General features: G+C 64.6%; 10 protein-coding genes. 6 read left to right on the top strand and 4 right to left on the bottom strand.

Annotated elements, in window-relative coordinates:
• The 4 genes from ON44_RS08405 to ON44_RS08420 form a co-directional block, all read left to right on the top strand.
• The coding region (locus tag ON44_RS08405; RefSeq protein ID WP_040687682.1) for an ATP-dependent Clp protease proteolytic subunit at positions 1-527 on the top strand (527 nt) is incomplete at its 5' end.
• Positions 528-955: 428 nt separating this feature from the next.
• Entirely contained in the window at positions 956-2,236 is a 1,281-nt protein-coding gene (clpX, locus tag ON44_RS08410; protein WP_040687684.1) for an ATP-dependent Clp protease ATP-binding subunit ClpX, read from the top strand.
• 25 nt (positions 2,237-2,261) lie between these two features.
• Positions 2,262-2,633, top strand: coding sequence for a hypothetical protein (locus ON44_RS08415; protein ID WP_040687685.1), 372 nt, complete (start codon positions 2,262-2,264; stop codon positions 2,631-2,633).
• A 193-nt stretch (positions 2,634-2,826) separates the two neighbouring features.
• On the top strand, positions 2,827-3,165 hold the full coding sequence (locus ON44_RS08420) for an STAS domain-containing protein (protein ID WP_245567064.1): 339 nt from the start codon (positions 2,827-2,829) through the stop codon (positions 3,163-3,165).
• Positions 3,166-3,225: 60 nt separating this feature from the next.
• Here the strand turns inward: ON44_RS08420 and ON44_RS08425 are convergent, their stop codons facing one another.
• The gene (locus ON44_RS08425) at positions 3,226-3,603 is read right to left on the bottom strand and encodes a nuclear transport factor 2 family protein (protein ID WP_040687686.1); all 378 of its coding nucleotides are present in this window, start codon (positions 3,601-3,603) and stop codon (positions 3,226-3,228) included.
• A 663-nt stretch (positions 3,604-4,266) separates the two neighbouring features.
• On the opposite strand from ON44_RS08425, the gene mihF reads away from it, so the two are divergent.
• Complete coding sequence (gene mihF, locus ON44_RS08430; protein ID WP_040687687.1) at positions 4,267-4,581, top strand: integration host factor, actinobacterial type; 315 nt, start codon at positions 4,267-4,269, stop codon at positions 4,579-4,581.
• A 52-nt stretch (positions 4,582-4,633) separates the two neighbouring features.
• Positions 4,634-5,044: an NUDIX hydrolase gene (locus ON44_RS08435; protein WP_040687689.1), complete on the top strand. Its 411-nt coding sequence runs from the start codon at positions 4,634-4,636 to the stop codon at positions 5,042-5,044.
• A gap of 65 nt (positions 5,045-5,109) precedes the next feature.
• Here ON44_RS08435 and ON44_RS46590 read toward each other — a convergent pair whose 3' ends face one another.
• From ON44_RS46590 to ON44_RS08450, 3 genes are all read right to left on the bottom strand, one after another.
• A complete protein-coding gene (locus tag ON44_RS46590) occupies positions 5,110-5,643 on the bottom strand; it encodes a hypothetical protein (RefSeq protein WP_051181748.1) in 534 nt (177 codons plus the stop codon).
• A gap of 67 nt (positions 5,644-5,710) precedes the next feature.
• Positions 5,711-6,544, bottom strand: a complete 834-nt coding sequence (gene fdhD / locus ON44_RS08445; protein WP_040687691.1) for a formate dehydrogenase accessory sulfurtransferase FdhD — start codon at positions 6,542-6,544, stop codon at positions 5,711-5,713.
• The gene (locus ON44_RS08450; protein WP_040687692.1) at positions 6,541-8,850 is read right to left on the bottom strand and encodes an FdhF/YdeP family oxidoreductase; all 2,310 of its coding nucleotides are present in this window, start codon (positions 8,848-8,850) and stop codon (positions 6,541-6,543) included. Before ON44_RS08450 ends, fdhD begins: the two co-directional genes overlap by 4 nt.
• Positions 8,851-9,733 lie beyond the last annotated feature (883 nt).

Raw genomic sequence — 9,733 nt, forward strand, 5'->3', positions numbered from 1 at the left:
AGCGCATCATCTTCCTCGGCGTGCAGGTCGACGACGCCTCGGCCAACGACATCATGGCGCAGCTGCTGGTGCTGGAGTCGCTGGATCCCGATCGCGACATCACCATGTACATCAACTCGCCCGGTGGTTCGTTCACCTCGCTGATGGCGATCTACGACACCATGCAGTACGTGCGTGCCGATGTGGCCACCGTCTGCCTGGGTCAGGCCGCTTCCGCCGCGGCTGTGCTGCTCGCCGCCGGTACCCCGGGCAAGCGCGCCTGCCTGCCCAACGCCCGCGTGCTGATTCACCAGCCGTCGCTGGAGGGTGGCATCCAGGGGCAGGTTTCGGACCTGGAGATCCAGGCCGCCGAGATCGAGCGCATGCGTCGCCTGATGGAGACCACGCTGGCGCGCCACACCGGTAAGGATGCGGACACCATCCGCAAGGACACCGACCGCGACAAGATCCTGACGGCCGAGGACGCCAAGGAATACGGGATCATCGACACGGTCTTCGATTACCGCAAGCTCAGCGCCCAGAAGTAGGGCGGACGCGCCGGACGCGGCGCGCCGATCGCTCGTAAGTTGCTCTATGTCAGGAAATTCCGGCCGGGCCACATGCCGCTCGGCATGTGCCCCGGCCGGACTGCTTCAGGGAAGCCGACCGGCCGGAAGGGTGTCGGGCGGAAGGGTTTCCGAGGCGGGCGGCCAGGAGTGTCGGATGGCCATCGATCGGGGTGAACGTGTTCCATAGTGGTAAGAACTCGGACGACCCCCGTGAGAAACATGCTCGAGTTGTCGACCTCCGTCGCACACACCGGGTACGGTCGACCTAGGGACCTTTGCTCCCGGTTGACGGCAGTGCTCGAACCGTCGGAATCGCTCGAGGTGTTCGTGATTACACCCGAGGGTGGCGGATTGCTGGCAACCTGGATAGACGGTTGCACGCGGACAAGGAAGTAGGGACCCACGAGATGGCGCGCATCGGAGATGGCGGCGATCTGCTGAAGTGCTCGTTCTGCGGAAAGAGCCAGAAGCAGGTCAAGAAGCTCATTGCGGGACCAGGGGTGTACATCTGCGACGAGTGCATCGATCTATGCAACGAGATCATCGAGGAAGAGCTGGCCGAGTCCAGCGAGGTCAAACTCGATGAGCTGCCCAAGCCCGCCGAGATCCGGGACTTCCTGGAGAACTACGTGATCGGGCAGGACACCGCCAAGCGCACCCTCGCGGTGGCCGTCTACAACCACTACAAGCGCATCCAGGCGGGCGATAAGGGTCGCGACAGCCGCGGCGAGACCGTCGAACTGGCCAAGTCCAATATCCTCATGCTCGGTCCCACCGGCTGCGGTAAGACCTACCTGGCGCAGACGCTGGCCAAGATGCTCAACGTGCCGTTCGCCATCGCCGACGCGACGGCGCTGACCGAGGCCGGATATGTCGGTGAGGATGTGGAGAACATCCTGCTGAAGCTGATCCAGGCCGCGGACTACGACGTCAAGCGAGCTGAGACCGGGATCATCTACATCGATGAGGTCGACAAGATCGCCCGCAAGAGCGAGAACCCGTCGATCACCCGCGATGTCTCCGGTGAGGGTGTCCAGCAGGCGCTGCTGAAGATCCTGGAGGGTACGCAGGCGAGTGTGCCGCCGCAGGGCGGGCGCAAGCATCCGCACCAGGAATTCATCCAGATCGACACCACCAATGTGCTTTTCATTGTCGCGGGTGCGTTCGCGGGGTTGGAGAAGATCATCTCCGATCGCACCGGACATCGCGGCATCGGCTTCGGCGCCGAGGTACGTTCCAAGGCCGAAATCGATACCGATGACCACTTCGCCGAGGTGATGCCGGAGGATCTGATCAAGTTCGGTCTGATCCCGGAATTCATCGGCCGCCTCCCGGTCGTCGCCTCGGTGACGAACCTGGACAAGGAGTCGTTGGTCAAGATCCTCTCCGAGCCGAAGAACGCACTGGTGAAGCAGTACGTGCGGCTGTTCGAGATGGACGGCGTTGACCTGGAGTTCACCGATGACGCGCTGGAGGCGATCGCCGATCAGGCGATCCTGCGTGGCACCGGCGCCCGCGGTCTGCGCGCCATCATGGAGGAGGTCCTGCAGCTGGCGATGTTCGACATCCCCAGCCGCGACGATGTCGCCAAGGTGGTCGTGAACGCCGACACCGTCAACGACAATGTGCTGCCGACCATCGTGCCGCGCAAGGCACAGCGCGCCGAGCGCCGGGAGAAGTCGGCGTAAGCATTTCGCGAACCGGGTCAGACGAATGCAACTGCAACCTCCGTTGCTTCCGGCTGGCCCGGGCGCGCTGCTGGATGCCGCAGCGATTCTCAACGGCACCGTCGATATGCGCACGTACCAGCGCAAGTATCTCGTGGTTTACGCCGAGACCCCTAGGGAGTCCGCAAGGATCGCAAGTACGGCGATGCCCGATTACCAGGGGATCCTCTCGCTCGTGACGACCTGTGTCGAATGGCTGGATGAGCATTTCGGCTGGGAGCTGGTGAACGTCTTCACGCGGGAGTGCCAGGGGGATTCCTGCAGTGGCATTGCTACTACGCGATGCTGCGGCGATCGCGCTCGGACTAATTCGATGTGTACCGGCCTGCCGGTTGGGGTACTCCTCGTTCACGGTTGAGTAACCAGCCCAGTCCTGATCCCTAGGTGATCGGGGCGAAAAGTTCCCGCCGACAAGGTTTCTCCGGCGGATGCGACGGACCGAGGTCCTCATGTCGACAGTTCTAGTTTCCTCAGATCAACGTATTGCTGCCGCGGACCGATCCGGACCTGAGCGGTCCGCCGATCGTCTGTGCGTAGTCGTGTCGCCGCCGGTGGATTCGGTCACCTTGTGTGCCGTCGGCGGCGAGATGGACTACCTGACGGCCGACGCGTTTCGGCAGTCCCTGCTGGAGGCACTGCCGACGGCGGGCGCGGTGGTGGTTGTCGACCTATCGCAGGTCACGTTCTTCGGCGTCGCCGGGCTGCGGGTGTTGATGGAGGCCCGATCCTGGTTCGGCCACAGCGGCCGTCGACTCCAGTTGATCACGGGCCCGCACTGCGTGGATCGGCTACTCGAGATCGCGGGTCATGCCGCGGTCTTCGATGTCATCCCGAGCCTCGCCGCGGTCTCGCGGCCGAAACCGCTCGAGTTGGCTCGCGCGAGCGCCTGATAACCGAAAACGCGGGTGCGGCAGTCGAATTCGGCTGCCGCACCCGCGGTCTGGTTGGACTCAGGACGCTTCGTTGCGCATATCGTCCTGGCTCCAGTAGGCGCGCATTGCAACGATCTTGCCCTCGTCGTCGAAGTCCATCGCATCGATGGGCGAGAGGGTGAAGCGCTGATCGCCGAACTTGGTGACGAGCGTGAACATGAAGGCGGCGTGGTTGCCTGCGATTCGAACCGCATCCGCGTGCAGCTCGGTTTCCCGATCGAGGTTTCCGAGTACCTCGTAAAACTCGCGAATGGCGTCGTGGCCGCGCTTGGGTTCGGTGCCGATCGGATCCACCACCACCGCATCGGGTGCGTAGAGGTCGACGATCGCCTCGGTCGGGCCGGAACCGACCAACTTCACATACTGCTCGATCACATCGCGGATCTTGGCTGCCATGGAAACCTCTCACGAATTGAAACGTGTTCTAATTCGGAGCGTAGCAGTGTCCGGTGATCGCGTGATATGGAATCCCGTTGGCCGGGCAGACGTACTGGCGCAGATGGCCCCCCGCGCCAGTACTCGTCGAACTGTATTGCGCACCGAACGGGCCGATGGCCGCCCTGTCGGTATCTTGTTGGCGCGCCAGTGCTTCTGGATACGGTGACGACCGCTTGTCACATCACTGTGCCGCCCGATCGCGCCCGGACTCGGAATCGCCATTGACTCCCTGGTTCGCCGTTGAACCTTCTGTCCAGCACTTGTGCGTCTGCTTTTGGTGTCGCCATAAACTCTCCATTCGTTACCGTCCCCGCAGCTTTTTTCGGGGCTCAGCGGGTTCGGCTGCCTTGTGTGAAGCCGTCGCTGAGGCCGCAGTCTCCTTGATTGCGCCCTCGAGAGGGATGGCCTGGGGGACGCGACAGGTTCGGGGCGGGATTCCTTTTTGTCCTTTTCGCCTGGTCCGCATGGGTCTCCAGCCCGGTGGGGCGAGGGTGTTTCAGAAAACTTGTCGCTATTTCTCGCTATTCGAACCCGGTGTGTCGAGCTTGTGTGGTGCTCGTCGTGCTGTTTACTCGGTCCGGTCAACCAGATGTTCGAGTGACGAGTGAAAGCGGAGGAGACATGGCACTGCCTACCATGACCGCGGAACAGCGCACTGAGGCGTTGGCCAAGGCGGCTGCGGTCCGCAAGGCGCGCTCCGAACTGATCGGCAAGGTGAAGGCCGGCAAGGTTTCGGTCGCCGACCTGTTGAAGAAGGCGGACAGCGATGACCTGGTCAAGAAGACCAAGGTCGCTGCCGTGATCAAGGCGCTGCCCGGTGTCGGACCGGTCAAGGCGGCCAAGCTGATGGACCAGGCGGAGATTCCCGAGGACCGCCGCATCGGTGGACTCGGCGCCCGCCAGCGTGCGGCGTTGCTCGAAGCGCTGAAGGACTGACACGTCGTCCGTAGCGATTGCTTGCAGGTCGCTCGAAGGGTTAGCTCGGACCATGATCGGGGAACGAACGCTCACGTCGGTGGCGTGGTTGTGCGTCGAGAACGGCCGCTTACTCGCGGTCCGGACCGAGGGACGCGACGCCTTCTATCTGCCGGGCGGCAAGCCCGAACCCGGAGAAACCCTGGCGGGAGCACTCGTTCGGGAGGTTCGCGAGGAAGTCGGCGTCGAATTGGAGGCGCACCGGATCACGCCCGTGGTGACCATCACGGCCCCCGCCCACGGGCGTCCCGGAACGCTGGTCGAGATGCACTGCTTCCGCGCGCCCGGTCGCGGCACACCGGCTCCGGCTGCGGAGATCGCCGAGATGGCGTGGCTCGGGCCGGACGACGGACACCTGTGTGCGCCAGCCGTTGTGCAGGCCCTCGACCACCTGACCGAGGTCGGAGGTTGGCACGCGTCCTGAACACGCCCACTTCGCACGGAGAACGCCCCACAGCATGCGCTGTGGGGCGTTACTGTTTCGGCGGTCTAGCGGTTCGTACGGCGGCGGGGGCGTTGGAAGGTGATCGGGGCGGGATCGCGCAGCTGCGGCCCACGCGGGGTGACCAGGATCAGGGCCGAGCCGAGGGCGACGATCAACGCCGCACCGACGACGCTGAGGGTGAAGCTGGCCCCGCCCATATCGGCGGGTTTGTGGAACGCGTGATAGATCAGGTGTGGGAGGCCGAAGACCAGCCAGCCGAGGCCCGCGACCTGGGCGAGTGCGCTGCCGCCGAGGAAAAGCGCGGCCAGTGTCACCGCGGTCAGGGCCAGGAAGAACGAGCCGACATCGGATGCCAGATGGTGGTTGTACGGCCCGTCCGCGGAGATCCACTGCATGCCGAAGCCCGGAAAGCTGGTGTACCAGGAGTGCGGCGCGAAGACGGCCCACAGTCCGACGACCGCGCCCTGAAATGCTAATACCCCCAACATGATCCGCACCGCGAGCCAGCGGTTGCGCTGCTGTTCGAACCGCATCCGCACGCGTAGCCCGCCGGATTTGCCATCTACCGTGATCCGCATCGGTCTCTCCGTTCATCGCCGAACCAGGGATCTGGTGCTGCAACCGTAAGTCGACCTCGGGTCACGATCAATAGGCGGCGACCTCGGCGGTGACGGTCAGCCGGTCCGAGCGGGAGTAGATGTTCATGGTGTCCCCGCGCAGGAAGCCGACCAGGGTGAGGCCGGATTCGGCGGCCAGATCGATGGCCAACGAGCTGGGGGCCGAGACGGCGCCGAGCATCGGGATGCCAGCCATGACGGCTTTCTGGACCAGTTCGAAGGAGGCCCGGCCGCTGACGATGAGCACGAGATCATTTGCGGGGATACGGTTTTCGAGTACGGCCCAGCCGATCACCTTGTCGACGGCGTTGTGCCTGCCGATATCTTCGCGTACGGCGAGTGCGGTGCCGTCGGCGGTGAAAAGTCCCGCGGCGTGCAGGCCACCGGTGGCGTCGAAAACTGTTTGGCGGGTGCGCAATTGGTCCGGCATGTCGGCGAGGGTTTCGGTGTCGACGGTGATCGAGGTGGTCGGCAGCGGGAATCTGGTGCGGGTGCGGACCTCCTCGAGTGCGGTTTTGCCGCAGAGGCCGCATGCGCCGGTGGTGAGGAAGTTGCGGCCGTGCACCGGGATCGGGGTGCGCAGGTGGACATCGAGGACGTTGTAGGTGTTATGCCCGTTCTCGTCGGTGCCCGCGCAGTAGCGGGCGCTCACCACATCCTCGGCGGTTTGAATGATGCCTTCGCCCAGGAGGAATCCGTGCACCAGTTCGATATCGCTGCCCGGGGTGCGCATGGTGACGGTGAGCGATTGGCCGTCGAGGCGCAGCTCCAGCGGTTCCTCCACCGCGACGGAATCCGGGCGTTCGATCACGCCGTTGGGTGAGATACGGCGCGTCTTGCGGCGCGCGGTCACTCTACTCACGATGGCTGCCCCACATGGACGTGTGGCTCAACCCGGATGGTCACGGCCTTGGATACCGGTGTATTCGACCGCACCGCAACGTGATCCAGTGGAACCAGAGGATTGGTCTCGGGATAGTAGGCGGCGGCATTGCCGCGCGGGGTCGAGTATTCGACGATGCGGAAGCCGGTCACCTTGCGCTCGGTGCCGTCGGTCCATTCGGAGACCAGATCCACCAGATCACCGTCCACGAAACCGAATTCGGTGATGTCGTCGATATTCATCAGGACCACCTTCCGGCCACCGTGCACACCGCGATATCGGTCGTCCAGGCCGTAGATGGTGGTGTTGTACTGGTCGTGGCTGCGCAGGGTCTGCAGGATCAATCGGCCCTCGGGGACCGGGACCCAGGTCAATTCGTTCACCGCGAAATTGGCTTTGCCGGTGGTGGTGCGGAATTCGCGGGAGTCGCGCGGCGGATGCGGCAGCACGAAGCCGTTGCGGTCGCGCACCCGCTTGTTGTAGTCGTCGCAGCCGGGCACGACACGGGCGATCGCATCGCGGATCTTGTCGTAGTCCTGCTGATACTGCGCCCATGGCACCGGGTGATCTGGGCCGAACAGTGTCTGTGCGAGTTGGCAGACGATGGCGACCTCGCTGCGCAGGTGCTCGCTGACCGGCTTGAGCCGACCGGTGGACAGATGCACCATCGACATCGAATCCTCCACCGACACTTGCTGTTTCGTGCCGTTCTGCAGGTCGAGATCGGTGCGGCCGAGGGTGGGCAGGATGAGTGCGGTCGCGCCGTGCACGATGTGGCTGCGGTTGAGTTTGGTGGAGATGTGCACGGTCAGCGCGCAACTGCGCAGCGCCGCCTCGGTCACCCCGGTATCGGGGGTGGCGGACACGAAATTGCCGCCCATGCCGAAGAACACCTGCGCCGTACCCGCGCGCATGGCGCGGATGGCATCGACGGTGTCGTAGCCGTGTTTGCGTGGGCTGGTGATGCCGAATTCGCGGTCGAGTGCGTCGAGGAAGGCCTCGGGCATTTTCTCCCAGATGCCCATGGTGCGGTCGCCTTGGACGTTGGAGTGGCCGCGCACCGGGCAGACGCCCGCGCCGGGCTTGCCGATCATGCCGCGCAGCAAGAGCAGGTTGGTCGCCTCCTCGATGGTGGCGACGGCGTGGCGCTGTTGGGTCAGGCCCATTGCCCAGCAGATGATGATGTTCTGCGATTCGGCCAAAAGTGTTGCGGTGCGGTGTAAATCGTCGTCGGTGAGGCCGGTTGCCGTCTGCACCGTGGCGAGATCGACTGCGCGCATACTCTTTTCGTATTCGGTAAAGCCCGCACAGTGCGCATCGACGAACGCGCGGTCGACCACCGTGCCCGGTGCGCGGTCCTCGGCCTCGAACAGCAGTTTGCCCAGGCCCTGGAACAGCGCCATATCACCGCCGAGCCGGATCTGCAGGAAGTCGTCGGCAATAGCGACGCCGCTGGTGAAACCCTTGACCGTCTGTGGGTCGCGGAAGCCGAGCAGTCCGGTCTCCGGCAGCGGATTGACCGCGATGACCTTGGCGCCATTGGCCTTCGCGCCCGCCAGCGCGCTGAGCATGCGCGGATGATTGGTGCCCGGATTCTGGCCCGCGACGATGATCAGATCGGCCTTGTCGAAGTCGTCGATCGAGACCGAGCCCTTGCCGATGCCGATCGAACTTGTCAGCGCGGCGCCGGAGGATTCGTGGCACATATTCGAACAGTCCGGCAGGTTGTTCGTGCCGAAGCTGCGGACCAGCAATTGGTAGAGGAATGCGGTCTCGTTGGCGGTGCGGCCGGAGGTATAGAACAGGGCCTCGTCGGGGGAGCTCAGCGCGCGCAGGTGCTCGACTATGAGTTGGTAGGCGTCGTCCCATTCGATGGGCGTGTAGTGGGTCGCGCCGGGGCGCAGCACCATCGGATGGGTGAGGCGGCCCTGCTGGCCGAGCCAGTAACCGGATTTGCTCGCCAGTTCCTCGATCGAATGCGCAGCGAAGAATTCGGGGGTGACGGTGCGCAGCGTCGCCTCCTCGGCGACGGCCTTGGCGCCGTTCTCACAGAACTCCGCAGGGCGACGATGCCCGGTCGGCTCCGGCCAGGCGCAGCCGGGGCAGTCGAAGCCGTGCACCTGGTTGAGGCGGGCCAACGTGCGCGCGGTGCGGAGCACCCCCATCTCCTCGACCCCGCGTTTGAGCGCAACAGCCACAGCCGTCACACCCGCCGCCTGCTCCTTCGGCTGGGTGACGGTCATTTCGGACTCGTCGATGTCCTGTTTCGGCCCATTGCGGTGCATGCCCGATATTGTCCTCTCCCCGCGAAGTTTGTCGCGGACCCACCCTTTGTCCTGATCCCGGGTGCTCGCGTCGCGGTTGTCGGTTCCTGCCCGACGGGTACCACCTGGTTCGGATCGTATGCGTTCGTGGGGCAGGTCGGTTACATCGGTGACGCTACCTGGTAGCCAGCGGTTTTCGCCTGGTTGAGCTCGGCGAGAAGTCTCCGCGTCGGCGAATGCGGGCTTACCATTGCTACTGATCAAATCGCTGATCTGAGGCATGGGCGATGGGGACGCTGGCGGCAATTCCGACGCGTGCCGGCGGGGAGCGTCGGCACGCGGCGTCTCGGCGCGCGAAGTTCGGTGTTCGGTGGGGGATTCTCTGCTCTGCCGCACTGTTGGTCGCACTGGCTCCGGTCGGGTTCGGCGGGGTACCGGCCTTCGGTGTTCCGGGATCGGAAGAGCCGACTTCGCCGGTGGTTTCGCCATCGCCTACGCCCGGACACCACGGGGGGACGCGGGATGGGTCGGCGGCACAGTCCAGCACGGCGGTGCCGGATGACAATTCGGACGGCGGCGGAACCCGCGACGGCACCGGGACACGCGACGGAACCGGGACGCAGACGACGACCAGCCGGGTGCCCACTGATCCGTGCGCCGGACGGACCTCGGATGGGTGCTCCGGACCGACTTCCAATCCCGAACAACCGCGGCTGCCCGATATTGTGCTGCCCCCGATCACCATCACTGTCCCGCCGCCGCCTCCGCGGCCACCGACTACGCCGGATCCGCCCGTTAATTCGTCCACTACCCTGCCGCCGCAGCAGCAGATACCGGAGAATCCACGGCCGCCGGAATATCCGTCGAACAGGCAGCCCGAGGTGGTTGGGCCAACCGTTCGCCC

The sequence above is a fragment of the Nocardia vinacea NBRC 16497 genome (assembly GCF_000308835.1).
GTDB lineage: Bacteria > Actinomycetota > Actinomycetes > Mycobacteriales > Mycobacteriaceae > Nocardia > Nocardia vinacea.